The 18627-nt window shown below is 42.4% G+C and carries 17 protein-coding genes and 1 pseudogene; 8 read left to right on the top strand and 10 right to left on the bottom strand.

Features of this window, described 5'->3' with window-relative positions:
• Window positions 1–28 precede the first annotated feature (28 nt).
• Both strH and EJF26_RS07575 read right to left on the bottom strand, forming a co-directional pair.
• Complete coding sequence (gene strH / locus EJF26_RS07570) at window positions 29–4060, bottom strand: LPXTG-anchored beta-N-acetylhexosaminidase StrH (protein WP_000764177.1); 4032 nt, start codon at window positions 4058–4060, stop codon at window positions 29–31.
• A 294-nt stretch (window positions 4061–4354) separates the two neighbouring features.
• The gene (locus EJF26_RS07575; protein WP_001007185.1) at window positions 4355–5071 is read right to left on the bottom strand and encodes a GntR family transcriptional regulator; all 717 of its coding nucleotides are present in this window, start codon (window positions 5069–5071) and stop codon (window positions 4355–4357) included.
• Between the two features lie 322 nt (window positions 5072–5393).
• On the opposite strand from EJF26_RS07575, the gene EJF26_RS07580 reads away from it, so the two are divergent.
• The 8 genes from EJF26_RS07580 to EJF26_RS07615 all read left to right on the top strand — a co-directional run bounded on the left by EJF26_RS07580 (window position 5394) and on the right by EJF26_RS07615 (window position 13386).
• On the top strand, window positions 5394–7181 hold the full coding sequence (locus tag EJF26_RS07580; RefSeq protein ID WP_000196616.1) for a glycoside hydrolase family 35 protein: 1788 nt from the start codon (window positions 5394–5396) through the stop codon (window positions 7179–7181).
• Window positions 7178–7654 carry a PTS sugar transporter subunit IIB gene (locus EJF26_RS07585; RefSeq protein ID WP_000156962.1) on the top strand — a complete coding sequence of 159 codons (477 nt, stop codon included), beginning with the start codon at window positions 7178–7180 and terminating at the stop codon, window positions 7652–7654. The genes EJF26_RS07580 and EJF26_RS07585 overlap by 4 nt, the downstream gene beginning before the upstream one ends.
• Before the next feature lie 26 nt (window positions 7655–7680).
• The gene (locus tag EJF26_RS07590) at window positions 7681–8586 is read left to right on the top strand and encodes a PTS mannose/fructose/sorbose/N-acetylgalactosamine transporter subunit IIC (protein ID WP_000617020.1); all 906 of its coding nucleotides are present in this window, start codon (window positions 7681–7683) and stop codon (window positions 8584–8586) included.
• Entirely contained in the window at window positions 8573–9394 is an 822-nt protein-coding gene (locus EJF26_RS07595) for a PTS system mannose/fructose/sorbose family transporter subunit IID (RefSeq protein ID WP_000185284.1), read from the top strand. Before EJF26_RS07590 ends, EJF26_RS07595 begins: the two co-directional genes overlap by 14 nt.
• Window positions 9395–9397: 3 nt before the next feature.
• Window positions 9398–9802 (top strand): PTS sugar transporter subunit IIA, encoded by a 405-nt coding sequence (locus EJF26_RS07600; RefSeq protein ID WP_004245965.1) that lies wholly within the window; start codon window positions 9398–9400, stop codon window positions 9800–9802.
• 228 nt (window positions 9803–10030) lie between these two features.
• Window positions 10031–11197, top strand: a complete 1167-nt coding sequence (locus EJF26_RS07605) for an SIS domain-containing protein (RefSeq protein ID WP_000936016.1) — start codon at window positions 10031–10033, stop codon at window positions 11195–11197.
• A gap of 10 nt (window positions 11198–11207) precedes the next feature.
• Complete coding sequence (gene lacD / locus EJF26_RS07610; protein WP_004245774.1) at window positions 11208–12203, top strand: tagatose-bisphosphate aldolase; 996 nt, start codon at window positions 11208–11210, stop codon at window positions 12201–12203.
• A gap of 145 nt (window positions 12204–12348) precedes the next feature.
• Window positions 12349–13386, top strand: a complete 1038-nt coding sequence (locus EJF26_RS07615) for an aldose epimerase family protein (RefSeq protein ID WP_000649414.1) — start codon at window positions 12349–12351, stop codon at window positions 13384–13386.
• 78 nt (window positions 13387–13464) lie between these two features.
• Here EJF26_RS07615 and EJF26_RS07620 read toward each other — a convergent pair whose 3' ends face one another.
• From EJF26_RS07620 to EJF26_RS07650, 8 genes and pseudogenes are all read right to left on the bottom strand, one after another.
• Window positions 13465–14022, bottom strand: coding sequence for an SMI1/KNR4 family protein (locus EJF26_RS07620; protein ID WP_000051082.1), 558 nt, complete (start codon window positions 14020–14022; stop codon window positions 13465–13467).
• Between the two features lie 12 nt (window positions 14023–14034).
• Window positions 14035–14757 (bottom strand): DUF4241 domain-containing protein, encoded by a 723-nt coding sequence (locus EJF26_RS07625; RefSeq protein WP_000411537.1) that lies wholly within the window; start codon window positions 14755–14757, stop codon window positions 14035–14037.
• Window positions 14758–14852: 95 nt separating this feature from the next.
• Window positions 14853–15014, bottom strand: a pseudogene (locus tag EJF26_RS10135) (SMI1/KNR4 family protein); the annotation flags it as partial.
• Window positions 14990–15121 carry a hypothetical protein gene (locus EJF26_RS10140; protein ID WP_255261616.1) on the bottom strand — a complete coding sequence of 44 codons (132 nt, stop codon included), beginning with the start codon at window positions 15119–15121 and terminating at the stop codon, window positions 14990–14992. The gene EJF26_RS10140 and the pseudogene EJF26_RS10135, both read right to left, overlap by 25 nt.
• Window positions 15122–15146: 25 nt before the next feature.
• Window positions 15147–16211 carry an ankyrin repeat domain-containing protein gene (locus tag EJF26_RS07635; protein ID WP_000039320.1) on the bottom strand — a complete coding sequence of 355 codons (1065 nt, stop codon included), beginning with the start codon at window positions 16209–16211 and terminating at the stop codon, window positions 15147–15149.
• A 45-nt stretch (window positions 16212–16256) separates the two neighbouring features.
• A complete protein-coding gene (locus EJF26_RS07640) occupies window positions 16257–16664 on the bottom strand; it encodes a hypothetical protein (RefSeq protein ID WP_000395300.1) in 408 nt (135 codons plus the stop codon).
• Between the two features lie 51 nt (window positions 16665–16715).
• A complete protein-coding gene (locus EJF26_RS07645) occupies window positions 16716–17948 on the bottom strand; it encodes a sensor histidine kinase (RefSeq protein ID WP_000488867.1) in 1233 nt (410 codons plus the stop codon).
• The gene (locus EJF26_RS07650; protein WP_000698152.1) at window positions 17949–18623 is read right to left on the bottom strand and encodes a response regulator transcription factor; all 675 of its coding nucleotides are present in this window, start codon (window positions 18621–18623) and stop codon (window positions 17949–17951) included.
• Window positions 18624–18627: the final 4 nt, after the last annotated feature.

Genomic DNA, 18627 nt, shown 5'->3' on the forward strand with positions numbered 1-18627 from the left:
CGCTTTTTTGTATTCTTGTCGAAGAGGTTTAATCCTCTTTTCTCTTAGTGAGTCCGTAGGCTGCTAGCGTAGCCATGAGTCCTGCTGCGACCAAGCCCGCAGAGTCTTGACTTCCTGTTGCAGGGAGTTGTTTTTCATCTGCTTTGCTAGTAGTTGCTTCAGCTTGCTCAGCTTTCTCAACGGCAGTTCCGACTTCGACAACCTGAGCGACCGCTTCCTGCGATACCGCACTATTGACAAGGGTTCTTTCTTCCTTGCCGTCAGCAGTAGTGCTGACAGAGTAGAAAATCGTACGGCGGCCATTTACTCCGGAAACGACGACTTGACTTTGTCCTTTTGGCAATTGCGGATTTTCACGTGTCACGGTAGTGAACGGAATCTCTTCTTCTTGGATGTCTAGTCTAGGTTTTGCTTCTGTGGCTGGGGCAAGACCGTGTTCATCCCCTACATGGGTAACAAGGGTTCCGACTTCAATAACTTGTGTCACTGCTTCTTGCGTTACAAGGCTATCGACAAGAGTCTTCACTTCTTTGCCATCAGCAGTAGTGCTTACAGAGTAGTAATGACTGCGACGACCGTTAACACCTTTGGTAAGGACTTGAGTCTTCCCCTTGAGCAAGAGTGGATTTTCACGTGTTACGGTAGTGAAAGGAATCTCTTCCTCTTGGATATCCAGTCTTGGTTTTGTCTCTGCGGCTGGAGCAAGACCGTGTTCATCCCCTTTGTGAGTAATAGGGGCACCGATTTCAACCACTTGGGTCACAGGTTCTTTGGTTACTTGGCTATCTAGAACGGTTTCTGTTTGTTTCCCATTTTCAGTAAGGACAGAGATGTAATGAGTGCGTTCGCCATCTACACCTGGTGTGATGATCTTTTCCTGACCGGCTGGGAGGTTCGGATTTTCCTTCTTGATAACTTCAAATGGAATCTTTTCTGCTCTTGTGATGAGTTCCGGTTTGGTTTCAACATTGGCAGCTAGTTCATTTTCATCGAGGCTTCCTGAGTGAGTTGCCGCTGGTTTGAGGCCTAGGCGGGCTGCCTTGAGTTTGGATACGAGAGTGTCTAACTCGGCTTGTTTGTTACGATTGAAGTTGTAGTTGAGAGCTTCTTTAGCTGCATTTAAGGCGTCCAAGCTTTCCTTGCTGTATCCATCCAAGCTTGCAGGGATTTGAGCAAGTTCCTCACGGAGGGCATTGTAGTTAGCGCGGAAGTAGTCTTTGTTATTGTCTGCAAAGGCAGTCATGAGTTCAAAAATTTCTTCTTCCTTGTACTCAGCGCTTGGTCTATCTGCCCAGATGGCAAGCATGCTTCCAACTGTTGGAAGGTCTACCTCAGGATATTTGGTAGATGCAAGCTGGTTAAATGGTGTTTTTTTAGTGTTTTCAATTGCTTTTTTGAGGAAACCGCCACCATCTTCAGGTTTTTGCCCGAGAATGTAGTACCAGTCTCCGTTAGTATTAAGGAATTTATAGCCTTTGCTTGCAAGGTACTGAGGAGATGCAAGGTTGTAGCCCCACCATCCTTTAGACCAGTAAGAGATGATGACATCCTTATCAAACTCAACATCATCCTTGTCCTCGTAGTAGAAACCATCGTTGAAGGCCATTGGTTGAAGGCCTCTTTCTTTAGCCATAGCAGCAAGGGTGTTAGAGTACTCAGCAAACTTGCCATAGAGTCCATACCATTTGAGGTAGTACCAGCCTTGGGCGTTGGTAGCATCATTGGCATATTCGTCTGTACCGTAGTTGAAGATCTTCGTTTTGCCTGCAAAGAAGTCCATGTACTTGCCGATGAGGGCTTTGACAAAGTTCATCGCCTCTTCGTTTTCAAGGTCCATGGTTGTTTTGGAGACCTTGTCAAAGTTTGCTTGAGGATTCTTGATTCCAAGTTTTTCCATAGCAACGAGCATGGCATCCATGTGACCTGGGCTGTTGATTGCTGGGATGAGTCCGAGGCCTTTTGATTTTGCGTACTCGATCAATTCAGTGATTTCAGCTTGACTAAGAGTGGTTCCGTTTGGATCATCGTAGTAAGCTTTTGTTCCTTCAATGATGGCATTTTTGACATCGTCACTTGCATAAGTTTTGCCGTTAGCTGTGATGGTCATGTCATCAAGGAGGAAGCGAAGTCCATCATTTCCTAGGAGAAGATGCACATCAGAGTAGCCGAGCTCGCTCGCCTTGTCTACGATGCGTTTGAGTTGGTCAAGTGTGAAGTACTTACGTCCAGCATCGATAGAGATTACCTTGTTCTTGGCAAGTTTTTCAACTTCGCGTTTCGCGTCTTCTTCTTTTTGAGCTTCTGGTGTGAAGATCAAGTTGCTAACAGCTTCTTGGAGTTTTGCGATTGCTTGATCAATGGTGTCTTGTTGGGCACGGCTGAGGTTGCTATCGAGTGAGCGAATAGCTTTTTCAGCTTTTTTGACAGCTGCGACACTTTCTGCAGTATAGCGGTTAAGGTCTGTTGGGACTTCTTTCAGAGCTTGTTCAGCAGACTCATAGTCAGCTGCGAAGTATTCAGCATTGGCATTTGCGAAGCTACGCATGAGTTTGAAGAGGCGTGATGGTGAATAGCGTGCAGATGGGGTATCCGCCCAAGCAGCTACTATACCACCGATGAACGGAATATCTGCTCCTTCAGATTTTGGTACAGAAGTGATTGGAGTGTTCTTAATCCCATTGAGACCTTGGTCGAGGTTGTACCAGCCTTGGCCATCGGCATTTCGTCCGAGAACATAGTACCATGCATCATTGGTATTAAGGATTTGGTGGCCTTTTTCAACTAGAAGTTTAGAAGAAGCGACGTCGTATCCGCTCCATCCACCAGTCCACATAGAAACGATGATATCTTTGTCAAAAGTACCAAAGCTTGTATCGCTATTGTAGTAGATTCCATCGTTGAAGGCCATTGGTTTGAGACCGTGAGATTTAACGATTCGAGCAAGGTCGTTTGCGTAGGCGATGAATTTATCATAACCCTTGTCAGGGAATCCATCTTCTGGATACCATTTATAGGCCTGAAGAACGCTCCAGCCTTTGGCATCTGTAGCATCATTGGCGTACTCGTCCAGTCCGATGTTGAAGATGTCAGTTTTGCCAGCGAAGTAAGCAGCATACTTGTCGATCAGAGCTTTGGTAAATGCAAGAGCTTCTTTGTTATCAAGGTCAACGGTACGAGCAGATTCCTTACCAAAGTAGTTGAAGTTCGGTTTTTGGATGCCTAGTTCTTTCATGGCATGCAAAATCGCATCCATGTGACCAGGGCTGTTTACAGTTGGGATGAGACCAATGCCTTTGTTTTTAGCGTAGTTAATCAAGTCCGTCATCTGACTCTCTGTCAAATGGTTGCCGTTTGGATCCTTGTAGTAGGCATCAGTTCCATTTTCGAGTGCACGTTTGACATCGTCGCTTGCATAGGTTTTACCATTGGCTTTGATGGTCATATCGTCTAGCATGAAACGCATGCCATCATTTCCAACTAGTAGATGAAGATCGGTATAACCGTAGTGTTTGGCTTTGTCGATGATTTCTTTGAGTTGATCTGGAGAAAAGTACTTGCGTCCAGCATCGATTGAGATCATTTTTCGTTTTGCCAGTTTTTCATTTACTTGAGCTGCTCGTTCCGTACTAGGAGTGGCTACTGCAGGTGTGACGGCTTCATTTTTCTTTTCTGAAGGAGTACTTTCTGCAGGAGTTTCAGCTGGGGCAGTGCTTTCTTTCTCGGCAGTAGGAGTTGGACTAGCATTTTCTGTCACAACTGGTGCGCTTGACTCTTCTGTTTTTGGAGCAACTGTTCGAGGAGCCTCCTGGTCTTCTTTGACCTCCTCTTTTACAGGCTCGTCAGTCTTTTCTTCTAGTTTTTCTGGAACCTTGGAGTCTACAGCTTCCTTGACTGCTTGTGGACTCTCCTGAATAGTTTGGACAGTTTCTTCAGCTGTTGGAGCTGGAGTAATCCCGTCAGCAGATACGACTTGTGCGCTAAAAGCAAATCCTATCAGTACAGAAGCTGCCCCAACCGCGTATTTACGAATGGAGAAGCGCTGTTTCTTTTCTAGTTTCATGACAAAACCTCCTTGTTATTATCATATATGATAGCGTTTACATAAAACCGATTTTATTTTATTATCTAAGGAGTAAAATGTCAAGTGGGTTTATATAAGAACTATAATAAATAGAAGAAATCATAAGATTTAGAAGAAAATTATTTCTAGAAATGAGAAAGAGAAAGCCAATATTTAACTTGTTTTTAGTAAAAACGCTACTAATTAAATAAGAGTCCTCCATAGCGTTCTCACAACTTCTTTCTCGTGCTATAATGAATATAGAAAAAGCCTGAGCTAGGCTCAAGCTTTTTCTTAATGACCTCGATTACATGAGAGGAATTTAATTTTGTAGTAGTCTGCTCGCTTATACGTTTCACTATAGGCGAGGACTTGGCCAGTAGCCTCAAGTTTAGTAGTCTTTGTTTGGAAGACAGTTGGGAATTGTGTATCGATTCCTAATACAGAAGCAGCGTGCTCTGGTGTTGGAAATGCGATTTCATTGATTTCCTCAAAATGTTCATCGTTCATGTGAATGCGGTAATCCAATTTGAAACGTTTATAGATAGAACTATAATAGTCAAGATTTGGATAGTTGGCATTGATGTATTGTTCAGGAATATAGGATGTGTGGTAGATGTAAGTTACGCCATTTGTTTGACGGGTACGTTCAATTTTGTAGTAGAACTGATCTCCACGTAATCCAAGTTTCTCTAGGTATTCAAGCTTGTTTCCGCGCTCGATAGAAAGGACAGTAACTTTATCATCTTTTGTTTCAAAGATTTCGACATCTGAAAATTCAACGAGTTTGTGCTTGCGGGCACGTGAAACGAAAGTCCCTTTCCCTTGTTGGCGGACAATATAGCCGTCTTTTGCAAGGTCATTCAAAGCACGCACAACAGTGATTGAACTAACATCATACATCGCGATCAATTCTGCTTCTGTATAAAATTTATCTCCACTTGCAAATTGACCAGAGATGATTTTGTTTTTTAATTCATCTTTAATATATTGGTATTTAGGAATAGCCATAAATTTCACCTCGATTCTCTTTCTCCAACCTTGATTTTACCATAAATACAGACAAAATAGTAGTATTTAGGTAAAAAAAAATTAAAATAATAGACTAAAAATGTTATGTTACATGTAAAAAATTCCATTTTATAACCTTGTGAATTATCATACATTAAAATATCGCTTTCATGCTATTTTTAGATAATTTTGGTAAATGGTAAGTAAAAAAATAGAAAAATTTTAAAGAATTTTCTAAAACCTATTGACAAATGCAAAAGATTTGATTATATTTAATATTATAATAAATGAAAGCGCAAACTTAATCGTCAGAGGTGGTAACATGACAAGATTTAAAATTGAGGACGATTTCTATTTAGATGGGAAGCCGTTCAAGATTTTGTCTGGCGCCATTCATTATTTTAGGATTCCAGCAGAGGATTGGTATCATTCTCTCTATAACTTAAAGGCGCTTGGCTTTAATACGGTCGAGACCTATGTAGCTTGGAATTTACATGAACCCGTTGAAGGGGAATTTGATTTTGAAGGTGCCAGAAATTTGGAGAGATTTTTTCAAATAGCACAAGATTTGGGTCTCTATGCCATTGTACGCCCGTCTCCATTTATCTGTGCAGAATGGGAATTTGGTGGCTTGCCGGCTTGGCTCTTGACCAAGGACATGCGAATCCGCTCGTCCGACCCGGCCTACATCGAGGTGGTTGCTCGCTATTATGACCAATTATTGCCGAGGCTTGTGCCTCGTCTGTTGGATAATGGCGGGAATATTCTCATGATGCAAGTCGAAAATGAATATGGCTCTTATGGAGAAGATAAGTCTTATCTACGAGCAATTCGGAAATTGATGGAAGAGCGAGGGATTGATTGCCCACTCTTTACTTCAGATGGCCCATGGAGGGCTACTCTGAAAGCCGGGACCTTGATCGAAGATGATCTCTTTGTGACAGGGAACTTCGGTTCTAAGGCTCCTTACAACTTTTCACAAATGCAAGAATTCTTTGATGAGCATGGCAAGAAATGGCCTCTCATGTGTATGGAATTCTGGGATGGTTGGTTCAACCGTTGGAAAGAACCCATCATCACACGCGATCCAAAAGAGTTGGCGGAAGCTGTTCTAGAGGTATTGGAGCAAGGCTCTATCAACCTTTACATGTTCCATGGTGGGACAAACTTTGGTTTCATGAATGGTTGCTCAGCTCGAGGAACTCTGGATTTACCACAAGTCACATCATACGACTATGATGCCCTTCTCGATGAAGAAGGAAATCCAACTGCTAAATATCTAGCAGTCAAGAAGATGATGGCAACACACTTCCCAGAGTATCCACAGTTGGAACCACTCTATAAGGAAAGCATGGAGATAGAGGCAGTTCCATTGGCCGAAAAAGTTTCCCTGTTTGAAACCCTGGATAGTCTCTCTAGTCCAACTGAAAGCCTCTATCCAAAGGCGATGGAAGAACTTGGTCAAAGCTATGGCTACCTTCTCTACCGCACTGAGGCAAGTTGGGATGCAGAAGAGGAACGCCTCCGTATCATCGATGGACGTGACCGAGCTCAACTCTTTGTAGATGGTCAATGGATTGCTACTCAATACCAGACAGAGATTGGTGAAGACATCTACTGCCAGGGAAACCGAGAAGGCTGTTCAGAGATTGATATCCTGATCGAAAATATGGGGCGTGTTAACTATGGACACAAGTTCTTAGCAGATACGCAACATAAAGGAATTCGTACAGGTGTCTGCAAAGATCTACATTTCTTACTGAATTGGAAACAATATCCACTTCCACTGGATAATCCTGAGAAAATTGATTTTTCAAAAGGATGGACAGAAGGACAACCAGCCTTTTATGCTTTCGACTTTACTGTTGAAGAGCCGAAGGATACCTACTTAGACTTGTCTGAGTTTGGTAAGGGAGTTGCCTTTGTCAATGGGCGTCACTTAGGGCGTTTCTGGAACGTCGGCCCGACCCTCTCACTTTATATCCCTCATAGCTATCTCAAGGAAGGTGCTAACCGCATCATCATCTTTGAAACTGAGGGCGAATATAAAGAAGAGATTCATTTAACTCGTAAACCTACATTAAAACACATAAAGGGGGAAAACTTATGACAATTGTAGGATGCCGTATCGATGGACGTTTGATCCACGGTCAAGTAGCCAATCTTTGGGCTGGAAAACTAAATGTTTCACGCATTATGGTTGTAGACGACGAAGTTGTTAACAACGATATTGAAAAGAGTGGTTTGAAACTTGCGACACCACCAGGTGTGAAACTCAGTATCTTGCCAGTTGAGAAAGCAGCAGCAAATATCCTTGCTGGTAAATACGATAGCCAACGTCTCTTTATCGTTGCACGTAAACCAGACCGTTTCCTTGGTTTGGTCGAAGCAGGTGTTCCGCTTGAAACACTCAACGTTGGAAATATGTCTCAAACACCAGAAACTCGCCCTATCACACGTTCTATCAACGTGGTAGACAAGGATGTGGAAGATTTCCACAAACTAGCAGAAAAAGGTGTGAAACTCACTGCTCAAATGGTTCCAAATGATCCAGTTTCAGACTTTTTGAGCTTATTAAAATAGGAAAAAATTTTTAGGAGGTCATTGTTATGATACAATGGTGGCAAATTTTACTTCTCACTTTGTACTCAGCTTATCAAATCTGTGATGAGTTGACAATCGTTTCTTCTGCAGGTTCCCCTGTATTCGCTGGTTTCATTACTGGTTTAGTCATGGGAGATTTGACAACTGGTTTGTTTATCGGTGGTAGCTTGCAGTTGTTCGTACTTGGGGTAGGTACCTTCGGTGGTGCTTCACGTATCGACGCAACTTCTGGTGCGGTTCTTGCGACTGCTTTCTCAGTTTCTCAAGGAATCGAAACAGACCTTGCGATCACTACAATCGCTGTACCAGTAGCAGCACTTTTGACTTACTTCGACGTACTTGGTCGTATGACTACTACATTCTTCGCTCACCGTATTGATGCTGCGATCGAACGCTTTGACTACAAAGGAATCGAACGCAACTACCTTCTTGGTGCGCTTCCATGGGCTCTATCTCGTGCCCTTCCAGTATTCTTCGCCCTTGCTTTTGGTGGAGAATTCGTACAAGGTGTTGTAAACCTTGTTAAAGAATACCAATGGGTTGCAGACGGTTTGACTCTTGCAGGTCGTATGCTTCCAGGTCTTGGATTCGCTATCTTGCTTCGTTACCTTCCAGTTAAACGTAACCTCCACTACCTTGCAATGGGATTCGGTTTGACAGCTATGTTGACTGTTCTTTACTCATATGTAACAGGTCTTGGTGGAGCTGTTGCGGGTATCCTTGGTACTCTTCCTGCTGATGTTGCTGAAAAAATTGGCTTTGCTAACAACTTCAAAGGTTTGTCTATGATTGGTGTTTCTATCGTAGGTATCTTCCTTGCAGTTGTTCACTTTAAGAACAGCCAAAAAGTAGCTGTAGCAGCACCTTCTACACCATCAGAAAGTGGGGAAATCGAAGATGACGAATTCTAATTACAAACTTACAAAAGAAGATTTTAATCAAATCAACAAACGTAGCTTGTTTACTTTCCAATTAGGTTGGAACTACGAACGTATGCAAGCTTCTGGTTACCTTTACATGATCTTGCCTCAATTGCGTAAAATGTATGGGGATGGAACTCCTGAATTGAAAGAAATGATGAAAGTTCATACTCAATTCTTCAATACTTCTCCATTCTTCCACACAATTATCGCTGGTTTTGACCTTGCCATGGAAGAAAAAGATGGTGTAGGTTCGAAAGATGCCGTTAACGGTATCAAGACAGGTTTGATGGGACCATTCGCTCCTCTTGGAGACACAATTTTTGGTTCACTTGTACCTGCCATCATGGGATCTATCGCAGCAACTATGGCTATCGCCGGCCAACCATGGGGTATCTTCCTTTGGATCGCAGTTGCAGTTGCTTATGACATCTTCCGTTGGAAACAATTGGAATTTGCATATAAAGAAGGGGTTAACCTTATCAACAACATGCAAAGTACCTTGACAGCTTTGATTGATGCTGCATCTGTACTTGGTGTCTTCATGATGGGTGCTCTTGTAGCAACAATGATCAACTTTGACATTTCTTACAAATTGCCAATCGGTGAAAAGATGATTGACTTCCAAGACATCTTGAACTCAATCTTCCCACGCTTGCTTCCAGCAATCTTTACTGCCTTTATCTTCTGGTTGCTTGGTAAGAAAGGTATGAACTCTACTAAAGCGATCGGTATCATTATCGTTCTTGCAGTAGGTCTTTCATTCATCGGTAAATTCTTGCTTGGAATGGGCGCATAATTTATGGTGAAATCGTTAATTTTGGTGAGTCATGGTCGTTTCTGTGAAGAACTGAAAGGTAGCACGGAAATGATTATGGGTCCACAAGACAACATTCATGCAGTGGCTCTTCTTCCAGAAGATGGCCCAGAAGAATTTACTGCAAAATTTGAAGCTGCTATCGAAGGATTGGATGATTTCCTAGTCTTTGCGGACCTTCTCGGTGGAACACCATGTAACGTGGTGAGCCGTTTGATCATGGAAGGTCGCGACATTGAACTCTACGCAGGGATGAATCTTCCAATGGTGATTGAATTTATCAATGCGAGCCTTACAGGTGCAGATGCGGATTATAAGAGCCGTGCTACAGAAAGCATTGTAAAAGTCAATGATCTGCTAGCAGGCTTCGATGATGACGAAGATGAATAAGATATGACAACGTGAAAATCACAGGGGAAATAGGCGATAGGAGGATGGAGCGATGCTCCGAAGATAATCGGTCTTTTTCCCCAAGATTTTAGTTGGAACTCAATTCAATAAGATGTGATAACCTGAAAACCGTTAGAACAGCTTGTATAGAATATACATGGGAATGGGAGTCACTCCCATTCCCATATTTTCAATAGGAATGAAACAATAATAGATTAGAGGAACTCTATGCTAAATTACACAAAAGAAGAATTACTTGAACTGGGTGCAGAAATCACAACTCGTGAGATCTACCAACAGCCTGATGTATGGAAAGAAGCTTTTGAAGCCTATCAAGCGAAACGTGAAGAAATTGCAGCCTTTCTGCAAGGTATCGCTGATAGACATGACTATATCAAGGTCATCTTGACGGGTGCTGGTACTTCTGCTTATGTGGGAGATACCTTGATGCCATACTTTAAGGAAGTCTATGACGAGCGCAAATGGAATTTCAATTCTATTGCGACAACAGATATTGTAGCCAACCCAGAAACTTATTTGAAAAAAGATGTGGCGACGGTCCTTGTTTCCTTTGCTCGTAGTGGGAATTCACCTGAAAGTGTGGCGACTGTTGATTTGGCTAAAGCCTTGGTTGATGATCTCTATCAAGTGACGATTACATGTGCAGCGGACGGGAAATTGGCTCTTCAAGCCCACGGTGATGACCGCAATCTCTTGCTCTTGCAACCAGCTGCCTCTAATGATGCTGGATTTGCCATGACTTCTAGCTTTACGTCCATGATGTTGACAGCTCTCTTGGTCTTTGATCCTACAGAATTTGCTGTGAAAGCTGAACGTTTTGAAGTTGTGACGAGCCTTGCGCGTAAAGTTCTAGACAATGCAGAAGATGTCAAAGAGTTGGTTGATCTTGACTTTAACCGTGTCATCTATCTGGGTGCAGGCCCTTTCTTCGGCCTTGCTCATGAAGCTCAGTTGAAGATTTTGGAATTAACAGCTGGTCAAGTTGCGACCATGTATGAAAGCCCAGTCGGCTTCCGTCACGGTCCAAAATCTCTTATCAATGAAGATACCGTTGTTTTGGTCTTTGGTACAACGACAGACTACACTCGCAAGTACGACTTGGACTTGGTTCGCGAGGTGGCTGGTGATCACATTGCTCGTCGTGTCGTGCTTTTGAGTGATCAAGCCTTTGGTCTTGAAAATGTCAAAGAAGTGGCTCTTGGCTGTGGTGGAGTCTTGAATGATATCTACCGTGTCTTCCCTTACATCGTTTATGCCCAACTCTTTGCCCTTTTGACTTCACTCAAGGTAGAAAATAAACCAGATACACCGTCTCCTACAGGTACAGTAAACCGTGTGGTACAAGGTGTTATCATTCATGACTATCAAAAATAAGGAAGTATCTATGAGTAAATTACAATTAAGTCCTAATAAAGTAGCTTGCTTGCAAAAACTCTCTGACGAGAACGGCATTATCTCAGCTCTTGCTTTTGACCAACGTGGCGCTTTGAAACGCCTCATGGCTCAATACCAAACAGAAGAGCCAACAGTGGCTCAAATGGAAGAACTCAAAGTCTTGGTTGCAGATGAATTGACAAAATACGCATCATCTATGCTCCTTGACCCTGAATATGGTCTTCCAGCTACAAAAGCGCTTGATGCCAATGCTGGTCTTCTCCTTGCTTATGAGAAAACTGGCTACGACACAACTAGCACCAAACGCTTGCCTGACTGCTTGGATGTTTGGTCTGCCAAACGCATCAAGGAACAAGGTGCAGATGCTGTTAAGTTCTTGCTTTACTATGATGTAGACAGTTCTGACGAACTCAACCAACAAAAGCAAGCCTACATCGAACGCATCGGTTCAGAGTGTGTGGCGGAAGACATCCCATTCTTCCTTGAAATCCTCGCTTACGATGAAAAAATCGCTGACGCAGGTTCTGCAGAATACGCCAAAGTAAAACCACATAAAGTTATCGGTGCGATGAAAGTCTTCTCAGACCCACGCTTCAACATCGATGTCTTGAAAGTGGAAGTTCCAGTCAACGTCAAATACGTTGAAGGCTTTGGCGATGGTGAAATCGTTCATACTCGTGAGGAAGCTGCAGCCTTCTTCAAAGCGCAAGATGAAGCAACTAACTTGCCATACATCTATTTGAGTGCGGGAGTGTCAGCGAAACTCTTCCAAGAAACACTTGTCTTTGCCCACGAATCAGGCGCAAACTTCAACGGCGTTCTTTGTGGCCGTGCTACATGGGCTGGATCAGTTGAAGCCTACATCAAAGACGGTGAAGCAGCAGCTCGTGAATGGCTACGCACAACTGGATTTGAGAACATTGACGAACTCAACAAAGTTCTTCAAACAACAGCGACTTCATGGACTGAACGTGTAGAAGCATAAAAACAAGAATAGAAGAATTCCTTTTTGTTAAGAGGATACTTAAGTTTTCTGACAAAGGATTCTGAAAATAGAAACTACAACCATAGATGGTGAGACACTCTCTATGGTTTGTTTACTTAAGAGAAATGGATCAAAGGAGAGAAGAATGAAAGCATACACAGAGCGTGTATTTGGAAATCATGAGGGCAAGGATGTCTTGACCTATCGCTTTGAGACTGATGGTGGTTACCAGCTTGAAGTTATGACTTATGGTGCGACCATCTTGCGCTATGTCACGCCTGACAAGGCTGGGAATTTTGCCAATGTGATTTTGGGCTTTGATGATTTTGATAGCTATGTAGGCAATAGTCCCAAGCATGGAGCAAGTGTAGGTCCTGTAGCGGGCCGTATTGCAGGTGCGACATTTGAGCTTAATGGCCAGACCTATAATCTTGAAGTCAACAATGCCAGCAACTGTAACCACAGTGGTTCAACAGGTTGGGATTCAAGCTTGTTTGAATTGGTAGAGGTGAGCGCCCATGGCTTGACCCTCTACACAGAGCGTACAGATGGGACAGGAGGATTCCCTGGTAATCTCAAGATATGGATCAGCTATCATTTGGAAGAAACTGGTGCTTACGAAGTCAGCTATAAGGTGACGACAGATCAGGATACGCTTGTCAATCCCACTAATCACAGCTACTTCAACTTGTCTGGTGATTTCACGCAGACAATTGACCGCCATGTCTTCCAACTAAATACGGAGGGCATTTACCCAATCGCTCCAGACGGAGTTCCGGCTAAGACTCCAGATGCTACTCGTGATGTAGTGAAACATATCTACAATGGAGCTTTGTTGAAGGACATCTTTGAAGAGGAAGATGAGCAAATCCAGTTGGTATCTGGTTTGGATCACCCATTTGCCCTTCCTGCCGGTCATGACAATGCTGGTTTCCTTTATGACCAAAACTCAGGTCGTTTCCTGCTGTTCAAGACAGAGGCCCCTTGCTTTGTGGTCTACACAGCAAACTTTGTGGATGAGAGTGTCATCATCGGAGGCCAGCCAATGGTGCAACACAATGGGATTGCCCTTGAAGCGCAAGCTTTACCAGATGCCATTCACAGTGACCTCAAAGACCAAGTCATTCTCAAAGCAGGTCAAACCTTTACCAGCAAAACTCGCTACGAGCTTGTTGTAAAATAAAAAGAAGAGCTGGTTTCCAGCTCTTTTGAGTTTCGTGCTGTTGTATTGACATTAGAGGCAGTTTGGTCAGTACATGGCTTATTTTTCTTTTTTCTGTTTCTCGATTCTCTCTAACATTCTGTTTTTACGCTCCTCCAGTTCTTGGATTTGCTTGAGCAAAAGATCTGAAAAGTCACTATCGAGTTCTTCAGCCTCTCCACTACTATACCAATCTAAGGCGACAATGTGATTATTTTTATCAAAGCAGAAAATCACATCTCCATCACCGATGATAGACAGAAAAGGGATATAATTTACAAAGCCTAGTTCATGTAATTCTTTGGTCTTCAGTCGAATATCTAGAAAATCAGGTATCTCATTTGCAATGCCGTAAACCTTAATACCACGGCAAAATGTCCAAAATGGTGCCACATCAAATGCTTTAGCTCTAGGCCACAGTTCCTCCCTGACTTCCATATATAGTCCGCCTAGGGGTGACATGGTAAACTCTCTAAAGTCTTCTGGAAGACTGATTTGATACAGTTTTTCAAAATCTTGTATCTCCTCTTCGGAGGGTTCGTTTCCCATGCAGGCTACAACTTGGTAGGTTTTAGAATCATAATGATGAAAATAATCATAGATTTTTTCTAGTGACATTGCTATTCCTCTCTATTCTAGGTAAATATATTCGACAACTAAATCACAAAGCTGATTATCCTTATCATAGCCAAAGTAGACGGGATAGACTCCGTCTCCAAAACCTGATTGGATCATCGGAATGCTTAGGTCAGTGTTGGGGATTTTAAAATTAATCCAATCCCCACCCTCACGTTGATAAAGGGGATTGTCTATGGCATGTTGAGCAAAAACTGCTGCAAAGAAATCATCGTAGATATTTTTGTCAGGATTTTCTTTATACCAATTATCTTCAAAATCGCAGTAGGCATTCTTGGTTTCAACATCTACTATCGTTGCCAGACCTGCATCAACTGCAAATCCAAAATAAGAGTCTTTTTCAACAGCGTCTATATCTTCATCACCAGTCAGTGCTTCATAGTAGATGACTGGTACTTGATCTGTAAATTGGATTCTCGTTGCTACATACCTGTAATGGTCTTCTTCTATCTTGGCTACTAAAGTTTTTAGTCTATATGTTCCTTTGGGAACAGATTGTAAGTAAGGCTTTTCCTCTCTACGGAGCCAGACCAAAGGATCGCGAACCAGAATTTCTCCGCTAGGGAAAGTCACTTCCCCCATATCCAAAACAAAAATTTCTGCACCCTGTATTTCTTTCCTATCAAAACAGTCTGCATAATTGATAGACGAAGTGAGTAGATGTTTTATTTCTTGGTATTTCTGCAACCATTCTTTTGAAACTTGTATTTTTTCCATAAACGGTTTCTTTCTAAATCTTTTATTTTAGGTTGGTACTTTCTGAGTTAGAGAATTGTGTACTCATTATCATTTTTCCTACAAATGCATTCATTCTATGCTTTTATTTCCCTAATGATCGAAAAAATTAGGTCTTTAAGATTTTCTGCCACATACACAACTTCATCAGGATCATGGATATAGCCGATAATCTGCCCTTCTTTTCCCTCTGTATTCGGATCAAAATCCAGCATCAGGAAACAGCTGTCACAATACTCCATCCCTTTGAAAAATACTCATCTAGTGCGGGTATATTTCCCTTTATAATATCACATACAATTTGTGGAACAGATTTAAAATTTCCTATATCTTTTAATTTGACCATTTTAAGTCTCCTACAGATTATGTACTCATCTGTTATAATTTATTTCCCCTAAAGGAAGCGGATTAGGATTTAAGCTTACCCAGAGAACTGAAAGTTCACACAAACGTTCAATTATAGTATCTTCATCACTGCCTTTTGCACGGATGCTGGAAATCAGTTCCTTAGTTTCTTCCAGTTCTTCTTCGGAAAGCGGTGTGCCTGAAGCGAAATGATTTGGCAGGGCTTTAAGCATGTTCCGGTAGTGTTTATCCCAGTTGACACCGCCATTTCTATAGAGCTCATCCTGTACGCGCCCTGTTATACGGATCACTTCGCCTTGTACAGTTTTCGCTGGCCCACTTGAAGGAATCAACATCTCCCAAAGTTCATCGTATTGCTTTTGCCAAGGACCATCTTCTACAATAATAGGAGAAACTCCGTCATGTACCTTGCGTTTCGGAGCAGGCTTTACATCAAACAGTGCATAGAGTCTCTCAAGCCCTGCTTCTGTTTCAGTCAAGTAATCTTTATTAAAGTTTTCTCTGTGAAATTCAAAATCCTTTCCGATTAGTTCGACTCTTTCTGCCATATCAGGAGTTACCTCAGCGCCCGCCTTTATGAGCATTTCTGCAATTTCTGCTACCTGTGCAATATTAATCTGCCTACAAGTAGCAAGGGCTTCAGCTAAAGGAGTTCGTCCCATAACAGTTTTGGGATTAACATCTGCACCTTTTTCAATCAAAAAACTGACTATCTTAGGTCGGAAAAACCTTGCTGCCGTATGTAGAGGTGTACTCCCATATGTATCAGTTTTTTGTATATCTCCGCCTAATTCATATAGCAGTTTTACAGTATCTCTCCCCAAAGTGGCATGTGTATATAATGGTGTACGCCCATAATAATCAGGAGTATTTACATCTAAACCCTGTTCCACCAGCCAGATAACAAGCTCATCAGGAACACCTCCAAAATGAAGTGCCGTATTTAAGCTGTATCTGCCGTCATGAGCAGTAAGCTCACATTTATCATATACGGCTTTAAGAGCTTCAATATCTCCTGCTGTAATCAGTTCATCAAAATTTTTAGGTAAGGTCACTCTTTTTTTGGACATTGTTCTTCTCCTTTAATATAAAACCAACATTTGCATTTTATATTTCTAAACCCACTTAAGCCCATTAACATTTTTAAGAATCATAGATCTTCCATCGTAGTCATTTTTTAACTCGATTTCTTTTTCCTTGACCGAAATGTTGTTGTACCAGTGATCTAAGCTGGCATATTTTCCTGTATGGATATTGATAAGCATACTTGTTATAGGATTCCAAGTCCCTTTCTTTACTGTTTCTGCAAGCAAATAATAGGCATCTAAAAATATGAGATTTCTTCCATACATCCAAAATGGAAGCTGAATATTTAACAAAGGCAATTTTGCAGAAAAAATATCATCTCCATGTGGTGGCACGGTTTCATAATGAAATTCTATCTCACTCCCATAATATGCTATCGTTGCTCCTTCGCAACCGATGCTTTGAGGAATCCCCTCCTCAGCTACTAAAAATTCCATTGGCTTCCCCTTATGTTGTAATTGGATGAACTCCGACCAGACTCTCCACGTTTACAACCAGATGGTAAAGGTAATCACCTGTTTTTTGTAGGTGACAAAGATTTTCCCTCTAAACAGGCTGACAAGGTGTTGAGCCATAGAGAGGCCAATGCCATACCCAGAGGTGGTTTGGTTATTGTGTGATGTTTCAGCGCGATAAAAGCGGTCAAAGAAGCGTTTGATATTGGCAGGCCGCCCGTCTTTGTAGTCGTTAGATACGGTGATACAGGTGCGCTTGCGTAGGAGATAGGCTTTGCGTTTGAGAGTTAGACGGATGGTGCCTGCTGGATCACAGTATTTGCGGGCATTGTCAAGAAGAATGCTAAGAAGCTCATAAAATTCCTCTTGGGCTACTTTTTCTATGATATCTGCTTCAATCAGGCTTTCAAAGTTTTTATCTTCCTTTTTAAAGAGGGGAGCAAAATCTGTCGCAACTTTCTCAGCAATAAGCGAGATATTTTGAGGAGCTAGTTTGATATCCTCTTGCTCCTCGAGCCGAGCAAGTCGGATCAGTCTTCCAATCAAGTGGTTGAGACGCTCGGTCTGTTCCTTGGTGCTGATACTCCACTCAGTCTCTCCTTCCATGAGTTCTTGAAGCTCGGTATTGGCCGAAATGATAGCCAGCGGTGTTTTGAGTTCATGACCTGCATTAGTGATAAACATCCGTTGTTTCTCATAGTTTTTGACGAAGGGACGGATAACAATCCCAGAAATCAAGGTAAAGAGCAGAGCAAGGAGAAATAGGCTAGCCAGTGATAACCAGATAGAGACTTGAAAGAGGGTGTCCCGTTCGCGAATGTAGTTGGTAGCTTCAAAGAAGACTAGGAGCTTGCCCGAAGCTGTCTGACTAATCTGGTAGGTGAAGTAGCGCCCGTTGCGAGTAATCGTGCCATAGGTTTCCGGTTTTTTAAGAATTTTCTGGAGAAAATCTCTGACGTCTGCTTCGGTCAGTGATTGGACATTCCCTAGAGAAATAGTGTAGTCATTCCCCTTTTCTCTGACAGAGAAATACTGAAAATTGTAGATAATCCCTTCCTGGATGTTCTTTTTGGTGAAACTTTCCTTGATTTCATCTGTGATTGGGAGTTCGCCTTCATTTTTAGACAAGATGGAGAGGACGGTTTGGATATTATCCTCTGTCTGAGTATAGACGATGCTATTCATCAAGACCAGAAAGAATGCAAGAATCAGAGCGATAGCAGCAGTGGCTGTGACAATAAACTTGATGCGTAGTTTTCGAAACATCTAGTCTCCTCCTGTCAGTTGGAAAGGCCCTTCTGCAGATCCTAAGATTTGCAAGTTGGACTGAACGCTTTGGAGTTTTTGGCGGAGATAGGAAATATAGAGAAAAACGAGCTCGTAATCCCTTTCTTCCAGCTCCTCTGGCCAGACTTGCTCTAGTAGTTGTTGACAACTGAGGGTCTGGTTAGCATGCTGAATGAGGAGGGTCAAGAGTTGAGTCTCCTTTTTCCCTAAACGAATGCTGTTTGTAGCAGCTAATTCTTGTTCGTTAATATCCAAGCGAGTATTTCCTAATTGGACCGTATCTGGGGTATAGTCCTCCAGACGGCGGGCAGTAGAACGGAGCCTAGCCAATAGTTCCTTGAGCGAGAAAGGCTTGGTCAAGTAGTCGTCGGCACCTGCATCGAGTCCGGTTACACGATCATCTACTTCAGCCATGGCTGTCAGCATGATAACGTGGGTCGTATTGCCCAACTGGCGAATTTCTTTGAGGGCTTCGATTCCAGTTTTGATTGGCATCATGATGTCAAAAATCATGAGGTGATAGTGGTTAGTTGTAGCTTTTTCGACAGCATCTTGTCCATTAAAAACAGAATCAACGCCATAGCCTTCGCGTTCTAAAGCAACAGTGATGACGCGATTTAGTTGAGTTTCATCTTCGGCAAGTAGGATTTTCATAGGT

The organism is Streptococcus oralis subsp. dentisani (assembly GCF_007475365.1).
Taxonomy (GTDB): Bacteria; Bacillota; Bacilli; order Lactobacillales; family Streptococcaceae; genus Streptococcus; species Streptococcus mitis_AX.